Source organism: Allobosea sp. LjRoot90 (assembly GCF_964254315.1).
In the GTDB taxonomy this organism is placed as follows: Bacteria; Pseudomonadota; Alphaproteobacteria; order Rhizobiales; family Beijerinckiaceae; genus Allobosea.
Genome location: NZ_CAXUTF020000005.1, coordinates 378,488 through 395,276 on the forward strand (window position 1 = coordinate 378,488; position 16,789 = coordinate 395,276).

Below are 16,789 nucleotides of genomic sequence, written 5' to 3' on the forward strand. Positions count from 1 at the left end.
ACGCGTTATGGCGATGGAAGCAAGCGAGATCGAGCGCATGATCAAGGCGGCGTTCCCCGACGCTATCGTCGAGATCAAGGACCTAGCGGGCGACGGTGACCACTATGCCGCGACCGTGACCTCGGCCGCCTTCACGGGTAAGTCGCGTGTCCAGCAGCACCAGATGGTCTATGCCGCGCTGCAAGGAAACATGGGCGGCGTGCTGCATGCCCTTGCGCTGACGACGACGGTTCCCCAAGATTAGAACGAGTTCATCCAGCGGGCCTTGAACCCGCCGCAGGAGAAAAGACATGAGCGACGTCAACGCCCGTATCGATGCCGAAGTGAAGTCCAGCGACGTGGTGCTCTTCATGAAGGGCACGCCGCAATTCCCGATGTGCGGCTTCTCCGGCCAGGTCGTGCAGATCCTCTCTTACGTCGGCGTGCCGTTCAAGGGCGTCAACGTGCTCGAGGACCAGGAGATCCGCGAGGGCATCAAGGCCTACTCGAACTGGCCGACGATCCCGCAGCTCTACGTCAAGGGCGAGTTCGTCGGCGGCTGCGACATCACCCGCGAGATGTTCCAGGCCGGCGAACTGCAGGCGCTGCTCGAAGAGAAGGGCATCGCCGTCAAGCAGGCGAGCTGAGCTTCTTCATCCGCAAGGAATCCAAAAGGGCGGCGCATCGAGCGCCGCCCTTTTTCATGTCCGGATATGCCTGCTGCCCAAGGAAGCAGGCAGTCACTTCACCAGCAGCCAATCCTCGACCACCAGCGCATCGAGCCCGCTTGTATAGAACATCAGGATGGCATCCTCGCTGCTGTGCAGGATCGGCTTGCCCATGATGTTGAACGAGGTGTTGAGGATCACCGGCACGCCGGTGAGCTCATGGAACGCCTTGATCAGGGCGTGGTAGCGCGGATTGCGCTCGGCTGTGACGCTCTGCAGGCGGCCCGTCGCGTCCTCATGGACGACGGCGGGAACGCGTGAGCGCACCGCTTCCTTCCAGGTCAGGGTGCGCTCCATATAAGGCGAGTCCTGGTAGTTCTCGAACCAGTCCGCCCCATGCTCCGCCAGGATCGAGGGCGCGAACGGCCGAAAGGCCTCGCGGTACTTGACCTTGGCGTTGAGGAGGTCCTTGGCATCGGCCGGGCGCGGATCGGCCAGGATCGAGCGGTTGCCGAGCGCGCGCGGCCCGAACTCGGCGCGTCCCTGCGCCCAGCCGATCAGCTTGCCCTCGGCCAGGAGCTTCGCCGTCGCGCCGATGATCTCGTCGGGCGCGAGCTTCCGCAGCCGCGGCTCCCAGGCGGTCATGCGCTCGAAGGGCTCGGTCGAGAGGCTCGAGCCGAGATAGGGGCTCATCGGCCCCGTCGGCGCGCGCCAGTCCGGATTCGCCTCGGCATGGGCGAGCCAGGCGGCGCCGATGGCATTGCCGTCATCAGCCGGAGCGGAGGGGACGTACACTTGCCGGAAGCCGTGCCGGCCGACGATCTTGCCGTTGAAGGAGGAGTTCAGCGCGCAGCCGCCGGCGAGGACGAGATGCTCGGATGGGCAGAGCGCCGCCGTCTCGGCGAGCAGCGCCTCCATCATCTCAGCGAAGACGTCCTGGCCGCAGCGCGAGAGATCGGCCCAGCCCCTGTCGAGCGCGTCGGCCGGGCGGCGGGCGAGGATATCAGCGGCGACCTGCTGGACCGTCGCGGCGTCGGCGAAGGTGAGCTTGGTGCCCTCGACGCGATAAAGCTTGCGCAGCAAAGCGAGCAATTCGGGATCGCTTCGGCCATAGGGCGCCAGCCCCATGATCTTCCATTCCTCGCCCTTGGCCTGGTCGAAGCCGGCGAGGTCGGTGACGAAGCCGAAATAGAAGCCGATCGATTCGCGGCCGCGATGGCGCTTCAGCTCGGTGAGGCGGCCGTCCCTGAGCGCGAAGATCGCGGAGGCGCCAGTCTCGCCCATGCCGTCGACGACGAGGCAGGCGGCATCGCGGAACGGCGAGGACCAGCAGGCGTAAGCCGCATGGCTGAGATGATGGCCATAGCGCTTGATCCCGGTGACCTTCGCCTCGCCGAAGGAGCGGTCGAGCCCGAGCAGGGTGCCGAGGCCGGCGCGCTGCTGCTGGTGATGCAATGAGGCGATCAGGGCGCGCTCGCTACGTTCCGGCACGAGCGAGCGGTTGAAGGCGGGCGAGAGCTTGAGCAGCGCGTCGATGCTGAATGAGCCGGCGCGGCTCATCTGGTCGAGGAAGCCGGTGAATTCCTCGCCCCAGCTGGTCGCGAGCCTGATCTCGGCGCCCTTGGGAATATAGCGCTTGAGCAGGCTTTCCATCCGCACCGCCGTGTCCGGCTCGCAGTTCGGCGCCCGCTTGTATTGCAGGTAGCGCTCGGTGGCCTCGGCGAACAGTACCTCCCCGCCGGGGTCGACGATGGCGATGGCTGGGTCGTGGAAAGTGGTGGCGAGGCCGATGGTGTAGCTCATGGCCGGCAGCGTATGGAGCAGCCGGCCGGCCATGGCAAATGTTGCAGATCGGTGACGCCAGACCGGTGGACCGGCTGCGCCATTCGGGCCTATTTGGCGAAGGCGATGCTGTCGGCGATCGCCTTGATCGCTGGCTCCAGCGTCGGGAAAGTCGCCTCGTCGGCGCTGACGATCATCCGCACGAAGCGGCCATCCGCCCCCAGGCCGATGTACTGGACGAAGCGCTTGGCGACCGCACCCTCCGTGGTCTTGCCCGACAGCATCGCGCCGCTGTCGCTGCCGGCGAAGGCGACCGTGTCGCGCTTGGTGATCTCGGCCTTCTCGAAGCCGCGCGTCGTCGACAGCAGCTTTTCACCTACAGCAGCCAGCTGGCCGGCGGCGACCTGGCCGCCGGTCTGATAGCTGACGATCAGCATCGGCTGCGAGCCCTTGGGATCTACGTTCAGCGGGCCGGAGGTCATCAGCACGCCGAGGCCGCCGAAGGTGTCGACGACGCGGAAGGGTTCAGTCGCGCGGACCCGGAAGGGCAGGGCCGCGAGCTTCTGGTCGAGCGTCGGCTCGGCGCCGAGCGATACGGTCTTCAGCATGGCGACGACATCATCGCCATCGAGATCGGAATCATCCGGCGCCTGCACCGTGATCATTACGGTCTTGGCGCCCTTGAGCAGCACGATCCATTTGTCGAAGGTCGCAGCGCCTAGGGCCTGCTGGCCGGTCAGGATGCGGCCTTTGCCGGCGGCGGTCTCGATGTCCTCGGCGTCGTCGATGGTGATGTTCTGCTTGGCGAAGTTGGTTTTCGCCGTCTCGAGATTGGTGAACAGCGCCGACAATTGCTGATGCGCCTCGGCCGGCAGCTCGACCACCAGGAGCGAGGCCTTGGCCTGCGCATGCTCGAGGCCGGCGAACTTGCTGGAGGGCTCGAAGCCCGCCACCGGCGCGAGCGTAACCGTGGTGCCGGGGATGGCCTTGCGCTCCTGGGCCTGTCCGGGGACGGCGAGGCCAGCGGCCAGCAGGCTGCCGAGCAGCAGGCGGAACAGGAACCGGGCCGCGCCGTGCCCGGTCTGTCTGGTGGGAGGTCTCATTCGTATCGCTCCATTCGCTGGCGGGAGGCCGGCCGTCATCAGTGCCGCGCCGGGGGTGAACGGCGCGGGCCGGGTCAGGTTCCCTTGCGCAGGTTTGCGGGGCAATCGTGGCGGGCGGCGCCAGTCAGCGCGAGAGATTTGCCACCTGCCGCGAAATGCCGCCAGAATGGCTCAATTGACCGATGATGCCGCGGCGCCGCCGCCGTTTTTTTGGCGAGAAGCCAGCGCCTTATCGCGTCGTCATGCCACGCCTTGCCCGCCGCCTTCCCGTGTCCTCGAGGAGAGTCTGCGATGCAGCACAAGATCATGATCGAACAAGGTAGCGGAGAAAAACTGGTCTATGCCATCCTCAAACTCAACGACAAGGCCGTAACGGTCGGCAAGTCGGCCTCGGGTAGCTGGGCGCATTTTGAAGACAGTACCGACGAGGGCAAGATCAAGTTCACCAGCGACGCCAAGGAGTATCTGTACTGGGAGTGGAAGTCGGAATCGCCCGCGACGATGCTGATCGGCTCGAAGATGGGCCGCGCATCGCACAAGGCCGGCGAGGACGAGTATTTCCAGGTCCTGATCACGCTGACGAACATGACCCGCAATTCCGAAGGCAGGTTCGGTGGCGCTGCCAGCAAGGCCGGTGCCGGTGCCGGCAAGGGCACCCTGACCTACAACGTCAATCCATATTTCGTGAAGGGCGCGATCGATTGGACGGTCGTGGCCTATCCCGGCTGATAACAGCGACGCGGTGTGCCGATGTCGCTCAGCGCTTGAGCGCTGCCTTGATCAGCGCCAGCGCATCCTCGCCCGCCCATTCGGCCGGGCCCTGGAGCAGCGCGAGCTCGCAGCCGGCCGGGTCGATCAACAGGCTGATCGGCATGCCCTCGACCTTCTTCACGGCGCGGATGTCCTGGAAGACCTTGGCCTGCGGATCGGCATAATAGCTGAGGCGGGTGATGTTCTTGTCGGCCAGCCACTTCTTCGGCTTGTCTGGATGGCGCGTATCGATGTTGATCGCGACGACTTCGAAATCGGGGCCGCCGAGCGCGCTCTGGAGCGCGTCGAGCGCCGGCATCTCGGTGAGGCAAGGCAGGCACCAGGTCGCCCAGAGGTTGACCAGCACGGTCTTGCCGCGAAAGGCTGAAAGCGTCGTCGGCTTGCCGTCCGGGCCGTTGAAGGCGAGATCGGGCAGCAGCGCCGGCTGCTTGGCGACCTCGACGGCCGCGACCTCGCCCTTCGCCCGGGCGCGCAGCGCTTCCACCTTCGTAGCCGCTGCGCTGCAAGTGGAATTGCCGGCCGCGCCCCGTACGGAGTAGAAGGCCGCAGCGCTGCCGAGCGCAAGCAGCGCCAAGGCCCCACAGGCCATCACTATTTTCGACCGAGACGTCATCGCGCGTCCTTGAAGAGCAGGAAAGACCGCCGTGAGCAACCGCATGTGGGGTGGGCGTTTCGCCACAGGGCCCGACGCCATCATGGAGGAGATCAACGCCTCCATCGATTTCGACCAGCGCCTGTGGCGCCAGGATATCCGCGGCTCGCTGGCACATGCCGCCATGCTGGCCGAGACCGGCATCCTGACGAAGGACGACGTGGACGTCATCTCGACCGGACTCAAGGGCATCGAGGCCGAGATCGAGGCTGGGCGCTTCACGTTCTCGCGCGCGCTCGAAGACATCCACATGAACATCGAGAGCAATCTCAAGGAGCGGATCGGGCTTGCCGCCGGGCGTCTGCACACCGCACGCTCGCGCAACGACCAGGTCGCCACCGACATGCGGCTCTGGGTACGCGACGCGCTCGACCAGCTCGACGAGCAGGTCGCCGACCTCCAGCTCGCGCTGGCCGAAAAGGCCGAGACTTATGCCGGTGCAGTGATGCCGGGCTTCACCCATCTGCAGTCGGCGCAGCCGGTCACCTTCGGTCACCATCTGCTCGCCTATGTCGAGATGCTGGCGCGCGACCGCAGTCGGCTGCGCGATGCTCGCGAGCGGATGAATGAATGCCCACTCGGCGCCGCCGCGCTCGCTGGCACCTCCTTCCCGATCGACCGGCACATGACGGCCAAGGCTCTCGGCTTCGCACGTCCCACGGCGAACTCGCTCGATTCGGTTTCGGATCGCGATTTCGTGCTGGAGACGCTGTCAGCCGCCTCGATCTGCGCCATGCACCTGTCGCGCCTTGCCGAGGAGATCGTACTGTGGGCGACGCCGCAATTCGGCTTCGTCAAGCTCTCCGACAAGTTCTCGACCGGCTCGTCGATCATGCCGCAGAAGCGCAATCCCGACGCAGCCGAGCTGGTGCGCGGCAAGGCGGGGCGCGTCTTCGGCGCCTTGCAGGGCATGCTGACGATGATGAAGGGCCTGCCGCTGACCTATTCGAAGGACATGCAGGAGGACAAGGAAGGCACCTTCGACGCGGTGCAGACCCTGTCGCTCTGCCTCGCTGCGAGCGCCGGCATGGTCCGCGACATGTCTCCCGATCTCAAGGTGATGAAGAAGGCTGCCGGCCTCGGCTACGCGACGGCCACCGACCTTGCCGACTGGCTGGTGCGCGTGCTGAAGATGCCCTTCCGCGACGCGCACCACGTCACCGGCCGGCTCGTCGGCATCGCCTCGGCCAAGGGTGTCGGGCTGGAGAAGCTCTCGCTTGCCGAAATGCAGGAGGTCGAGCCCAAGATCGGCGACGAGATCTTCGCTGTGCTCGGCGTCGAGCGCTCGGTGAAAAGCCGCACCAGCTATGGCGGCACCGCTCCCGTCAATGTGAAGCGGCAGGCGAGGCGCTGGCTGAAGCAACTCGCCAAGGACGCGAAGCCGCAGTCATGATCCCGGCGCAAAGGCTCGCAAGCTTGCGCGCCATTCGCTACACTCGTCCCGAAGCTTCGCCCAAGGAACATCGTTCGTGCCGCAACCCCGCCTGAAACTCGGCCGCACCTTGCTGGTGGTCGGCCTGCTCGGTCTCGCGCTTGCGGCTTGTGGCCGCCGTGGACCGCTGGAGCCGCCGCCGAACGCCAAGAATGCGGTCGATCTGCCGGACAAGCAGACTGGCGCAGTGGAGAACACTTTCGCGACGGACGCCTCGCCGCTCGGCAAGCCGCCGAAGACGAACAAGGCCATCACGATTCCCGAATCGTCTTTCGTGCTCGACCCGCTGCTCTGAGCCTCCCATGCATCACTTCGCCTATCGCGACGGCGCGCTCTTCGCCGAGGATGTCGACCTGCGCGAGATCGCGGAGACGGTCGGAACGCCGGTCTATATCTACTCTTCGGCGACGATCGAGCGGCATTACCGCCTGTATGAAGCGGCGATGAAGTCGACCGCGCCGGGCAAGCCGGCGCATGTCTTCTACGCCATGAAGGCGAACAGCAATCTCGGTGTGCTGAAGACGCTGGCGGCGCTGGGCGCCGGCGCCGACACGGTCTCCGAGGGCGAGATCCGCAAGGCGCTCGCGGCTGGCTTTCCGGCCGACAAGATCGTCTTCTCCGGCGTCGGCAAAGCTGAGAGTGAGCTCGCCTTCGCCGTCGAGGCCGGGATCTTCCAGGTCAATATCGAGACCGAGGGCGAGCTCGACCTGCTCTCGAAGGTGGCCCAGCGCCTGGGCAAGCGCCAGGAAGCGGTGTTCCGGGTCAATCCCGACATCGGCGCCGGCGGCCACGCCAAGATCACCACCGGCTCCTCGGCCAACAAGTTCGGCGTCTCCTTCGAGGAGGTGCACCGGCTCTATGCCCGTGCCGCCAATATGGCGGGCGTCAGGATCATGGGGCTCGCCGTGCATATCGGCAGCCAGATCCGCGAAGTCGGCGCCTTCGAGGCGGCCTATGCCAAGATGCGCGATCTCGTGCTGGCGCTGCGGGCGGAAGGACACCGCGTCGACCGGCTCGATCTCGGTGGCGGGCTCGGCATCCCCTACGACATCCCCAGGGAGTTCGATCACGGTCCGGGGTTGATCGAGGCCTACGCCGATATGGTCGCCAAGCTGATGCAGGGGCTCGACGCCGAGCTCGGTTTCGAGCCGGGGCGGCTGATCGTCGGCAATGCCGGCATCCTCTTGACCAGGGTGCTGCATCTCAATCCGCGCCCGACCAAGCAGTTCCTCGTCGTCGACGCGGCGATGAACGACCTGCTGCGCCCGGCGATGTACGAGGCCTATCACGAGATCTGGCCGGTGGCGGAGCCGGAGGAGGGGGCGAAGACGGTCGCCTATGACGTAGTCGGGCCGATCTGCGAATCAGGCGACACCTTCACCACCGGGCGCGATCTCTCCGAGCTGAAGCCCGGCGACCTGATCGCCTTCATGACCGCAGGCGCTTACGGCGCCAGCATGTCCTCGACCTATAATCAGCGCCCGCTCGTCGCCGAAGTGCTGGTGAAGGGCGACAAATTCGCCGTGACGCGGCCGCGTCAGACCTATGAAGAGCTGATCGGCACGGATCGTGCACCGCCCTGGCTGCCCTGACGACGCTTCACAATAAGCGGAGCGCCTGTGGGGTATCGCGCCTGAGTGCTGGTCACGCCACAATCACGTGCTAGCCTCTCCGCTCGATCGATGAAGCCAAGAGAGGCGCCGCGGGGGGCGGCTCGGAGCATCGGATGAGCGAAACACCGCGCCGGACGGCGCTCGACACAGGTGGGACGATCCGCAAGCGGCTGGAACGCCTCACCATGGCGTCGCGGCTGTCGCTCGCCTGGGAGCGGCTCTGGCCGAAGCTGTGGGCGCCGCTCGGCGTCGTCCTGCTTTTCCTTGCCGTCTCCTGGTTCGGGCTCTGGCTGCATCTGCCCTGGTGGGGACGGGCCGCTGGTTCCGCTATCTTCGCCTTAGCTCTGCTCGGAAGCTTCTGGCCCGCCGTCACTGGCCGCTGGCCGAGCCGCCGCGAAGCGCTGGCCCGGCTCGACCAATCCATGGACGGGGCGCATCGCCCGGCAACGGCGCTCGAGGATACGCTCGCGGTCGGCGGCAAGGATCCGGTCTCGCAGGCGCTGTGGACGCTGCATATGCAGCGGCAGAGCGCCCATGTCGCGGCGCTGAAGGTCGCGCCTCCGCAGCCGCATATGGCAGGGCGCGACAAGCGGGCACTGCGTGCGGCGCCGCTGGTTGCCGCTGTTGCCGGCTTCTTCGTCGCCGGGCACGAGGCGTTGCCGCGGCTCGCTGCGGCCTTCGACTGGCGCGGGCCGGCGCTCGCAGCCGCCGCGGTCCGGATCGATGCCTGGATCGACCCGCCGTCCTATACGCGGATGCCGCCGATCCTGATCGATTTCGCCAGGCTGGCGAGCCCCAATTTCAACGTGCCCGAGAAGTCGACGGTGGTGGTGCGCATCGCCGGGCGCAGCGGCATGGATGTCGCGACCACCGGCCGGCTCGATGCTATCCCGGTTGAGGGCAAGCCTGGCGAAGCCAAGCCGACTGATGCCAAGGCCGCGCCGACGAATACCGTCGCAGTGACGGAGAAGCGCTACCTGCTTGCCGGCGACGGCACCTTGCGCATCACCGGCTCGGGTGCCCCCGCCCAGACGCTACGCCTGCACGCGATCATCGACCAGAAGCCGGAGATCGCCTTCGCCGAGCCGCCCAAGCCGGTCAGCGGCGTGCAGGGCGGGCTCGGCATCAGCTACCGCGCCAAGGACGATTACGGCATCGCCTCGGCCGAGGTGATCGTCTCGCGCGTTGCTCCGCTTGCAGGCGGCCGCTCGCTGGTCGAGGCGCCGAAACAGATCCTGCCGGTGCCGTCCTCCGGCTCCGGCGAAGACGAGATGAAGAGCACGGTCGACTTCTCGGCCCATCCCTGGGCTGGGGCCAAGGTGAATCTGAACCTCCTGGCGCGCGACGAGACCGGGCAGGAGGGGCGCAGCGAGACCGTCGAGGTCGTGTTGCCGCAGCGGACCTTCACCAAGCCTTTGGCCAAGGCGCTGGTCGAGCAGCGGCGCAAGCTGATCATGGACGTCGATACGCGCAAGAAGGTCCAACTTGCGCTCGACGCGATGATGATCGAGCCCGACCGCTTCATGAAGGAGACCGGCGTCTATCTCGGCATGCGCATGATCGGTGAGCGCTTGCGCCGGGCCGCCAGCGACGACCAGCTGCGCGACACCGCCGAGATGATGTGGGCGCTCGCACTGCAGCTCGAGGATGGCGACCTGTCGGATGCCGAAAAGGCGCTGCGGGCCGCGCAGGAGAACCTGCAGCAAGCGCTCGATCGCGGTGCCACCGAGGACGAGATCAAGAAGCTCACCGAAGAGATGCGTCGCGCCATGGACCGGTTCATGCGCGAGCTCGCCCAGCAGATGCAGCGACAACAGCAGAACGGCGAGCAGAACCAGGCGAAGCTGCCCGAGAATTTCCGCACGGTGACACCGCGCGACCTGCAGAACATGCTCAACCGCATCGAGGAATTGTCGAAGCGCGGCGACATGGCCGAGGCGCAGCGCCTGATGGAGGAGCTCAACAACCTCCTGAACAATCTCAAGACGGCGCGTCCCGGCCAGCAGGACCCGCGGCAGCGCGAGATGAACCAGGCGCTCGGCGATCTCGACCGGATGACGCGCGAGCAGCAACAATTGCGCGACGAGACCTATCAGCAGGACCAGCAGCGTCAGAATCGGGCCCAGCGCGGCCAGCGCCCCGGCCAGCAGCAAGCGCGTCCCGGCCAGCAGGGCCAGCGCCAGCAAGGGCAGCAGGGCCAGCGCGGGCAGCGTGGCCAGCAACCCGGACAGCAGCCTGGCGAGAACGGCGAAGAGGGCGAGGGAGAGGACGGCCAGAACGCCGAGGGCGGGCAAGGCCAGGGCCAGGGCCTGTCGCAGCGCCAGCAGGCGCTGCGCGAGCGCTTGCAGGACCTGCAGCGGCGCATGCGCGGCATGGGCGCCGACCCGGGCGAACTCGGCGAGGCTGAGGACGCCATGCGCGAGGCTGAAGGCCAGCTCGGCCAAGGCCAGGACGGGCAGGCCGTCGACGCGCAAGGCCGGGCACTCGACGCGCTGCGCAAGGGTGGCCAGAACCTCGCCCAGCAGATGCAGGGCGAGCCCGGCGAAGGCGAGGGCAACGAGAACGCCTATGGCGAGCCGGACGGCCGGCCGGCCGGACGGCCCTCGTCTCAGCAACCCAACAACAACGACCCGCTCGGGCGGCCGCAGCGCCAGCGCGACTGGGCGGATGGCCGCGTGCGTGTGCCCGGTGCCGACGAGAGCGCGACGCAGAGGGCGCGGCGCATCCTAGAAGAGCTGCGGCGGCGCCTCGGCGATCCGCTGCGTCCGACCGAGGAGCTCGACTATCTCGAGCGCCTGCTGCGGCGGAATTGATACCGTTGCTCCGCGTCATGCTCGGGCTTGACCCGAGCATCTCAGGCCGGAGAAGGCTCAGTTCGGTGCCTTCTCGTCATGAGATTCTCGGGTCTGCGCTTCGCTTCGCCCGAGAATGACGGCCGCGTCAGCCGGCGCGATTGCCCGAGACGACCGCGAGCGCCGCGATGAAGCGGTCGAGGTCCGCCTCGTTCAGATAGGGTGCCGGCGAGATGCGGATGGTGTTGCCCTTGGCGACGCCACCGCGGCGCACCGTCATCACCTTGTGCTGGTCGCGTAGCGCGGCCACGACGGCGTTGCAGTCGGCGGCGGAGCGCTTGCCCGTCAGCGCGAAGGAGGTGATGCCGGCGACCATCTCCGGATCGTCCGGCGTCTGGATCTCGACTCCCTTGAGCTCGCGCGCCCTGGCAACCCAGTAGTTGCGAAGATGTCGATAGCGCGCTTCCTTGGCCTGCGGGCCGACCTCCTGATGCAAGGCGAGCGCCGCGGGAACGGCGAGCTGGGCGGCGAAGTTCGGCGTGCCGGTATGGATGCGCGAGCGGACATCGTCCGCCTTGAAGTCCTCGTCGCCATAATGGGTGTCGATGTCGGCCAGCCGCTCACGGGCGATGTACATGACGCCGACGCCGAGCGGCGCGCCGATCCATTTGTGCAGGTTGAAGCCGATGAAATCGACGCCGAGATCCCTGGCCTTGAAGTCGACCTGGCCCCAGCTATGGGCAGCGTCGAGGATGACGTCGATGCCGCGCGCCTTCGCCATGGCGGCAAGCTCCCTGACCGGCATCATCAGCCCGGTGCGGTGGCTGATATGGGTGAGCAGCAGGAGCTTGGTCTTAGGATTGGCCTTGAGCGCGGCTTCATAAGCCGCGAGCACATTGGCCTTGGTCGCGGGCTCCGGGATGTCGAACTTCGCGACCTCGACGCCGCGCCGGCCCTTCAGCCAGTTCATCGCGTACTGCATCGAATCATAGTCGAGATCGGCATAGAGCACGCCGTCGCCGGGTTTGAGCTTGTTGTAGCCGGCGATCAGGGTCTGCAGCGCCTCGGTCGCGCCGCGGGTCAGAGCGATCTCCTCGCGGGCGACACCGAGGAAATCAGCCACCGGCGTGCGGACATTGTCGAGGTCCTGGCCGATCTTGGTGCGGGCGTAGACCGTGTTCTCGAAGTTCACGAAATCGGTCAGCCGCTTGTATTCGGCCTTCACCGGCTCGGCCATGATGCCCCAATAGCCGTTCTCGAGGTTCACCATGTCGGGCGTGACGCTGTAGAGGCGCCGGACCGAGTTCCAATAGCCGGTGTCGGTGCCGAGGCCGCCGGTCGGCAGGGCTGGAAGCGAGCGGGCGAGGGCTGGTGCGGCGAGGGCGGCGGTACCGAGCGCGGCGAGCAGTGTGCGGCGGCTAAGGGCGGTCTGGTCGGTCATGGCGGATTTCCTGAGGCGGTCGCCTTCGCTAGCCGCCGCCTGTTTCAGGGCCATGACGACTATCAGGTGGATTTATCCCCGCGCTGCGAAACGGATGCATACTGGGGCAAAGCGCAACCGGAGTGCCGCCATGTCGATGCAAGGATCGCCAGCCGAGGAAGCCCCAGTCGAGGAGCCGCAGGCGCCGCGAAGGCCCGATCTTGCCGTAACGGTCACGCGGCTCGCCCGCCTGGCACCGACGGGCAAGGCGGAGATCATGAACAACATCGCCTTGCATTTCGATCGGCTCGCGGCCGAGGCTGATCTGACGACGCCGCTGCGGGTCTGCCATTTCCTGGCTCAAGCCGCGCATGAGAGCGACCGTTTCCGCACGCTGGAGGAGAAGGGCGGGAAGAAGCAGTTTGCTCGCTACGAAGGCCGTGTCGATCTCGGCAACACCGAGCCCGGCGATGGTGCGCGCTATCATGGGCGCGGCATTTTCCAGCTGACTGGCCGGGCCAATTACAAACGCATCGGCCGGATGCTGAACGTCGATCTCGAAGGGCGACCGGAACTCGCGCTCGATCCGCGCATCTCAGTCCAGATCGCCTTCGCCTATTGGCGCGACCGCAAGATCAACGCCGCTGCCGATCGCGACGATGCAGCCCGCGTCACCCAGCTGATCAATGGCGGCGCCAACGGCCTCGCCGACCGCCGGCAATTGCTGACGACGGCGAAAGGGATCTGGTTCTAGGCGTCAGCGGTGCCCGGACTTCAGCGCCTGGTCGAGGTCGGCGTAGAGATCGTCGACATCCTCGATGCCGGTCGAGAGGCGCAGCAGGTCTGGCGGGCAGGGCGAGCCGGCGCCCTCGATCGAGGCGCGATGCTCGATCAGGCTCTCGACGCCGCCGAGCGAGGTGGCGCGCTTGTAGAGTTCGACATGCGCGGCCGACTTGATCGCCGCCGCCTCGCCGCCGGTGACCTGGACCGAGAACATGAAGCCGAAACCGCCCTCCATCTGGCGCGCCGCGATGTCGTGCCCGGGATGCTGCGGGAGGCCGGGGTAGAGCACGCGCGAAACCAGCGGGTGGGCGGAAAGCTTTTGCGCCAGGGTCATGGCCGAGGCTGACTGGCGCTCCTGCCGGACATGGAGTGTGCGCATGCCGCGCATCAGCAGGTAAGCCTCGAATGGGCCGAGGATGCCGCCCTGACCCTTGCGCACGGTCTTGATGCGCGCCCAGAAATCGTCGTCCTGCCGGGCGCAGAGCGCGCCGGCGATCACATCGGAATGGCCGTTCAGCACCTTGGTCGCGGCATGCATGACGATGTCGGCGCCGAGCGTAAGCGGGCGGGTGTGCACGGGCGAGGCGCAGGTCGAGTCGACCGCGAGCCTGGCGCCAGCCGCATGGGCGATCTCGGCGGCGCCGGCAATGTCGGTGATGGTCCAGAGCGGGTTGGATGGCGTTTCAATCCAGACCAGCTTGGTGACGCCGGGCTTCACGGCGGCCTTCAGCTTGGCGAGATCGTCGCTCTCGACGAAATCGATCTTTAGCCCCCAACGCGTCGCCTCGGTCAGCAGCCAGGAACGCAGCGCCCAGTACATTACCTTGGAGGCGACGACATGATCGCCAGGAGAGAGCGCCTGGAACACGGCGGTCGCCGCCGCCATCCCTGAGCTGAACAGCAGGGCGCCGGCCTTGGCCTCCTCCAGCATGGCGAGCACGGCTTGCGCCTCGTGCACCGTCTCATTGTCCGGCCGGCCATAGATGAAGCCGGATGAATAGGCGTTGTCCTCGTCGCGGATATAAGTGGTGGAGACATGGATCGGCGGCACCACCGCCTTGGTCAGCGGATCGATCTTGCCCATCGCCTGCGCAGCGAGCGAACGGGGATGCAGTGGGCGCGCGGTCATGATCGATCCAGTGCTTCTACTATGAGAGACGATTCATCTCACTATGATTGCTGCAGTGCAAGGGGCTCGTCTTGCCCGGAGCGCAGATGCACCCCATTCTCGCCGCATGAGCATATCGACAGATAGCGCCAGCCGTCAGCCGGTAGTGTGGCTTGCCGCCCTCATTGCCATCCTGCCGGTCGTGGCGGCTTCGCTGATTGGCAGCGCGGTGACGGTGCCGCAAATCCCCGGCTGGTATGCCGGCCTCGCCAAGCCGTCCTTCAATCCGCCGAACTGGCTGTTCGCGCCGGTCTGGACGCTTCTGTTCGCACTGATGGCGCTGGCGGCTTTTCGCGTCTTGCGCCTGCCGAACGGCACGCCGGGCAGGGCGCAGGCGCTGCTCGCCTACCACGTCCAGCTTGCGCTCAACATGCTCTGGTCCTGCGTGTTTTTCGGGCTGAACAGCCCGGCGGGCGGGCTCGTCGCGATCGCGTTGCTGCTGGTGGCTATGGTCTGGACGATGCGGTGTTTCGCAGGGCTGGGCGACAAATTGTCCGCGGCCCTGTTCATCCCCTATCTCGCCTGGGTCTCGTTCGCGAGCCTGCTCAACGCGTCGATCTGGTGGCTGAATCGCTGAACCAGCGAGCCCTCACCCGATCGAGCGCTCGATCACGCGGAGCACCGTTTCACGCAGTTCGGCGATGGTGAAGGGCTTGGTCATCACCTCCGCGACGATCGTCTCGAGGCTCTTGGCGCGCTCGCGCTGCTCGGCATAGCCGGTCATCAGCATGATGGTGAGGTCGGGGAATTGCTGCTTGGCGGCGAGCGCCAGCGCGATTCCGTCCATCAACGGCATGCGGATGTCGGTGAGCAGCAGATCGAAATGACCTTGCTCGGCCATCAGGATGTCGAGCGCCTCGGCGCCGTCGCCGGCGGTCAGGCAATCGTGCCCGTCCATGGCAAGGCCACGCGCGACCAGCGAGCGCAGGCTCTCTTCGTCGTCGACCACAAGGATGCGCGACATCGTTCAGATCCCCGGCAGGCCGGCCTGGTCGGCGGTCTCGATGACGCCGACATAGGGCAGCTGGCGATAGGAATGGGCGACGTCCATGCCGTAGCCGACGACAAAATAGTCGGGGCATTCGAAGCCGACATAGTCAGCCTGGATATTGACGGCGCGCTTGGCCGGCTTCTCGAGCAGGACGGCGGTGGAGACGCGTGCGGCGCCGCGCGCGGCGAGCAGGTCCTTGGCGAAGGCGAGGGTGCGGCCGGATTCGAGGATGTCATCGACGAGGAGCACTTGCCTGCCGCGGACGTCGCTCTGGACGTCGCGCAGGATCTCGACCTGGCCGGATGAGATGGTGGCGGCGCGATAGCTGGAGAGATGTACGAACTCGACCTGCGGGGTCATGCCGGTGCGATGCATGGCCCGAATCAGGTCGGCGACGAACATGAAGCTGCCCTTCAGCACCGCGACGACGAGCAGGTCCTCGCCGGAATTGGCCGCGATCTCGGCAGCCATTTCGGCATTGCGGGCGGCGATCGCCGCCTCGTCGTAAAGCACGCGGATACGCTGGGGCTGGGACATCGACGACCGTTCCTTCTCGGCGCAGGCCCGTGCCCGCGCAGCCCCGTGATCGCGGGCTCAGATTGTTAGGTCTCAGTCATAGCGTCCATGCGCCGACAATTGAAGCGGTCGGGGGCCAGGAGTCGGGAAACCAGGTGTGGGAAATCAGTAGAGAGCGGCGATGCCGTTGGGGCTATTCGCGCCAAAGCGCAACTGGACCGAGCGGCCGTTCTCGGGCGGCGAGGCGAGGCGGGCACGAAAATGCATCAACTCGGCCGATTCGAGCGATGCGCGCGGTGGCTCCGTTGTCCAGCTATAGAGCACCTTGCCGTCCTCGGCCTGCACCGTCACCGTGATCGGCGGCACCTTGGCCGCGCCCTTGGTGATGTTGGTGACGTCGCCCGTGACCACCAGGAAACGCCCTTGTGGGTCCTGGACCAACTCGCTTTCCACGGCGCTGAAGGCGAGACCACGCACGTTCACCGGCAGGCCGATCTTCGCGTAGAGCGCGGCAAATTGCGGCATCGCCAGGACGACGCGCTCGCGCTGCCAGACGCCGAGCGTGAGGATGGCGATGCCGACCACCACGAGGACGCTCGCGGCAGCCGATGGCAGGCGCGCAAGCGGGTTGCGGGCGCTAGCCCAGCTCCGCTTCCGAGGAGGGGGCGGCTGCGCTGCGTCGGGCGGCAGAAACTCGGCCCTTTCGGCTGCGACCGCTGAGATGTCGGCATCGATCTCGCCGGCGTGGCGCAGTTCCTCCTCGAGCTCGGCGGCGGTCTGTTCGGGGCTGGGAGCGGTGGGAAGGTCCGGAATCGCGGCATCGAGATCGGATTGCAGGATGTCGTTCGTCGGTCGCAATTCGTCAGCCCGCGGCGCTTCGATCTGCCAGGTCGTCTGGCAACTGGCGCAACGCACCTTGCGGCCGCCGGTCCCGATCTTGGCCTCGGCGATCTCATATCGGCTGGCGCAGTTGGGGCAGACGATCAGCATGGCCCAGAAACGGTCGCTCCGTGCGGCATCCGCGAGACATCGATGCGGAGCCTGATCCTCTCGCCGCCTCACGCAAGCAGAAGCGGAAGCGGTATGCGACTCCACGCCTCATAGGGTCGATTTATGGTT

The 16,789-nt window shown here is 66.5% G+C and carries 17 protein-coding genes; 9 read left to right on the plus strand and 8 right to left on the minus strand.

The genetic code is table 11. The features are described from left to right. Positions 1-7 precede the first annotated feature (7 nt). The gene (locus ACSQ3M_RS20375; RefSeq protein ID WP_129159688.1) at positions 8-244 is read left to right on the plus strand and encodes a BolA/IbaG family iron-sulfur metabolism protein; all 237 of its coding nucleotides are present in this window, start codon (positions 8-10) and stop codon (positions 242-244) included. A gap of 46 nt (positions 245-290) precedes the next feature. Continuing rightward, positions 291-626, plus strand: coding sequence for a Grx4 family monothiol glutaredoxin (gene grxD, locus ACSQ3M_RS20380; protein WP_091836387.1), 336 nt, complete (start codon positions 291-293; stop codon positions 624-626). 93 nt (positions 627-719) lie between these two features. On the opposite strand, the gene ACSQ3M_RS20385 is transcribed toward grxD, so the two are convergent. Together ACSQ3M_RS20385 and ACSQ3M_RS20390 are read right to left on the minus strand one after the other, a co-directional pair. Beyond that, positions 720-2,450 (minus strand): carbamoyltransferase family protein, encoded by a 1,731-nt coding sequence (locus ACSQ3M_RS20385; RefSeq protein WP_436151949.1) that lies wholly within the window; start codon positions 2,448-2,450, stop codon positions 720-722. An 89-nt stretch (positions 2,451-2,539) separates the two neighbouring features. Beyond that, positions 2,540-3,532, minus strand: a complete 993-nt coding sequence (locus tag ACSQ3M_RS20390; protein WP_436151893.1) for a hypothetical protein — start codon at positions 3,530-3,532, stop codon at positions 2,540-2,542. Positions 3,533-3,823: 291 nt separating this feature from the next. Between ACSQ3M_RS20390 and ACSQ3M_RS20395 the strand changes: the two genes are divergently transcribed. After that, the gene (locus ACSQ3M_RS20395) at positions 3,824-4,261 is read left to right on the plus strand and encodes a hypothetical protein (protein WP_436151894.1); all 438 of its coding nucleotides are present in this window, start codon (positions 3,824-3,826) and stop codon (positions 4,259-4,261) included. Positions 4,262-4,289: 28 nt separating this feature from the next. Here ACSQ3M_RS20395 and tlpA read toward each other — a convergent pair whose 3' ends face one another. Further along, on the minus strand, positions 4,290-4,961 hold the full coding sequence (gene tlpA, locus ACSQ3M_RS20400; RefSeq protein WP_436151895.1) for a thiol:disulfide interchange protein TlpA: 672 nt from the start codon (positions 4,959-4,961) through the stop codon (positions 4,290-4,292). Between tlpA and argH the strand changes: the two genes are divergently transcribed. The 4 genes from argH to ACSQ3M_RS20420 all read left to right on the plus strand — a co-directional run bounded on the left by argH (position 4,948) and on the right by ACSQ3M_RS20420 (position 10,813). After that, positions 4,948-6,348: an argininosuccinate lyase gene (argH, locus tag ACSQ3M_RS20405; protein WP_436151896.1), complete on the plus strand. Its 1,401-nt coding sequence runs from the start codon at positions 4,948-4,950 to the stop codon at positions 6,346-6,348. The genes tlpA and argH overlap by 14 nt on opposite strands. Positions 6,349-6,424: 76 nt before the next feature. Continuing rightward, a complete protein-coding gene (lptM, locus tag ACSQ3M_RS20410; RefSeq protein WP_436151897.1) occupies positions 6,425-6,682 on the plus strand; it encodes an LPS translocon maturation chaperone LptM in 258 nt (85 codons plus the stop codon). Positions 6,683-6,689: 7 nt separating this feature from the next. Further along, positions 6,690-7,979, plus strand: coding sequence for a diaminopimelate decarboxylase (lysA, locus tag ACSQ3M_RS20415; RefSeq protein ID WP_436151898.1), 1,290 nt, complete (start codon positions 6,690-6,692; stop codon positions 7,977-7,979). Between the two features lie 134 nt (positions 7,980-8,113). Next, complete coding sequence (locus ACSQ3M_RS20420; RefSeq protein ID WP_436151899.1) at positions 8,114-10,813, plus strand: TIGR02302 family protein; 2,700 nt, start codon at positions 8,114-8,116, stop codon at positions 10,811-10,813. A gap of 127 nt (positions 10,814-10,940) precedes the next feature. Here ACSQ3M_RS20420 and ACSQ3M_RS20425 read toward each other — a convergent pair whose 3' ends face one another. Further along, positions 10,941-12,233 carry an aminotransferase class V-fold PLP-dependent enzyme gene (locus ACSQ3M_RS20425; protein WP_436151900.1) on the minus strand — a complete coding sequence of 431 codons (1,293 nt, stop codon included), beginning with the start codon at positions 12,231-12,233 and terminating at the stop codon, positions 10,941-10,943. A 130-nt stretch (positions 12,234-12,363) separates the two neighbouring features. On the opposite strand from ACSQ3M_RS20425, the gene ACSQ3M_RS20430 reads away from it, so the two are divergent. Continuing rightward, positions 12,364-12,966, plus strand: coding sequence for a glycoside hydrolase family 19 protein (locus tag ACSQ3M_RS20430; RefSeq protein WP_436151901.1), 603 nt, complete (start codon positions 12,364-12,366; stop codon positions 12,964-12,966). A gap of 3 nt (positions 12,967-12,969) precedes the next feature. Here the strand turns inward: ACSQ3M_RS20430 and ACSQ3M_RS20435 are convergent, their stop codons facing one another. Beyond that, positions 12,970-14,124 (minus strand): trans-sulfuration enzyme family protein, encoded by a 1,155-nt coding sequence (locus tag ACSQ3M_RS20435; protein WP_436151902.1) that lies wholly within the window; start codon positions 14,122-14,124, stop codon positions 12,970-12,972. A 145-nt stretch (positions 14,125-14,269) separates the two neighbouring features. Between ACSQ3M_RS20435 and ACSQ3M_RS20440 the strand changes: the two genes are divergently transcribed. Then, the gene (locus ACSQ3M_RS20440; protein ID WP_436151903.1) at positions 14,270-14,740 is read left to right on the plus strand and encodes a TspO/MBR family protein; all 471 of its coding nucleotides are present in this window, start codon (positions 14,270-14,272) and stop codon (positions 14,738-14,740) included. Positions 14,741-14,752: 12 nt separating this feature from the next. Here ACSQ3M_RS20440 and ACSQ3M_RS20445 read toward each other — a convergent pair whose 3' ends face one another. The 3 genes from ACSQ3M_RS20445 to ACSQ3M_RS20455 form a co-directional block, all read right to left on the minus strand. Further along, positions 14,753-15,127, minus strand: coding sequence for a response regulator (locus ACSQ3M_RS20445; RefSeq protein WP_129159700.1), 375 nt, complete (start codon positions 15,125-15,127; stop codon positions 14,753-14,755). Between the two features lie 3 nt (positions 15,128-15,130). Next, positions 15,131-15,691: a hypoxanthine phosphoribosyltransferase gene (hpt, locus tag ACSQ3M_RS20450; protein ID WP_436151904.1), complete on the minus strand. Its 561-nt coding sequence runs from the start codon at positions 15,689-15,691 to the stop codon at positions 15,131-15,133. Positions 15,692-15,835: 144 nt separating this feature from the next. Then, positions 15,836-16,660 (minus strand): zinc-ribbon domain-containing protein, encoded by an 825-nt coding sequence (locus ACSQ3M_RS20455; RefSeq protein ID WP_436151905.1) that lies wholly within the window; start codon positions 16,658-16,660, stop codon positions 15,836-15,838. Positions 16,661-16,789: the final 129 nt, after the last annotated feature.